Annotated in this window: 1 protein-coding gene; it reads left to right on the top strand. The window is 71.7% G+C overall.

Annotated elements, in window-relative coordinates; translation table 11 throughout:
* The first annotated feature begins 156 nt into the window (after positions 1–156).
* On the top strand, positions 157–1,008 hold the full coding sequence (locus AB0P35_RS40760; protein WP_363521393.1) for a sugar nucleotide-binding protein: 852 nt from the start codon (positions 157–159) through the stop codon (positions 1,006–1,008).
* The last annotated feature ends 359 nt before the right edge of the window (positions 1,009–1,367 follow it).

The following is a 1,367-nucleotide window of genomic DNA, read 5'->3' as shown; positions in this document are numbered from 1 at the left end:
ACGTCCACGCCGACCATGGGTGAGTTCGGGAAGCAGGCCGCGGCCCGCTCGGCGGTCTCCAGCAGCCGCCCATGCCGACGTCGTCGGGCGCCCCGCCCCTGTGAAGTTCGACCGAAAGCGGCGGAGTTGAGGCGGCTTCTCCTCTACCGTGAGGGCGTGACGATCCTGATCATCGGCGGCAGCGGGTTCCTGGGCACCGAGCTGGTCCGCCAGGCGGCATCGGGAGGTATCCCGGTGGCCGCGACCTTCGCCACTCGGCCCAGCGACGTCCCGAACGTCCGCTGGCACGCGCTCGACCTGCGGGACCCCGGTGACATCGACGCCGTCATGGCCGAGGTCGAGCCGCAGGCGATCATCAACGCCGCGAGCGGCGGAGCGGACTGGGCGGTCACCGCCGAGGGGCCCATCCGGGTAGCGATGGCCGCCGCCCGGCACGGCAGCCGCCTGGTCCACGTCTCCAGCGACGCAGTGTTCTCCGGCACCCGCATCCACTACGACGAATCCAGCCTCCCGGACCCGCTCACCCCATACGGCGCGGCCAAGGCCGCGGCCGAGACCGGGGTACTCCTCGTCCACCCCGGTGCCATGGTGGCCCGAACATCGCTGATCATCGGCGACCGCCGCTCCGGGCACGTCGCCCTGGTCCACGACCTCGCTGCCGGCACCCGCGACGGCGTCCTGTTCCGCGACGACATCCGCTGCCCCGTGCACGTCACCGACCTGGCCGACGCCCTCCTTGAGCTCGCCGCCCGCCACGTGGCCGGCGGCGTTCACCACCTCGCAGGACCGGATGCCGTGAGCCGCTACGAACTCGGCGTTCTCATCGCCCAACGCGACGGACTCGACGCCGCCCGACTCCCGACCGGCCTGCGCGCACACAGCGCGCGCCCCGGCGCCCTCGACGTCCGCCTCGACAGCCGAGCCACCCAGGAGCGGCTGCACACGAGACTGCGCGGCGCCTGCCAGTTCCTGACCGGGAAGGTTGCCAGCCAGCCGGCATCCGGATGATCCGTCGTCGGCGACTGGCCCGCCTCCCCCGCCGGATGTCCTCGCGGTCGGCAGGCGAAGGAGGCTGCGCGCCGCAGCACTAGACACACTGCCCGTCGGGATCAACTCCCGGCACGTCTCCCAGACATCGGGCCCGACCATCTCCCGACCCATTCACCCATCGCCACGGAAACGAGTCTGGCGCCGCCCGCGCGGCGGGGCCAGAACCCAACATCTTCATCAGTCTTCTAGTACTGGTCCCACCCTCCGCCGCCGTCGGTCGGCTGGTCGAGGTAGGTACCGTTGCCGCGGCCCCAGTAGACGACTGCGTGGCCGTCGGACTTGCGGCGCGCCATCAGGTCGGGCACACCGTTGTTGTT

Source organism: Kitasatospora sp. NPDC085879 (assembly GCF_040686255.1).
Taxonomy (GTDB): domain Bacteria; phylum Actinomycetota; class Actinomycetes; order Streptomycetales; family Streptomycetaceae; genus Kitasatospora.
This window is presented reverse-complemented; position numbering and strand designations above follow the sequence as displayed.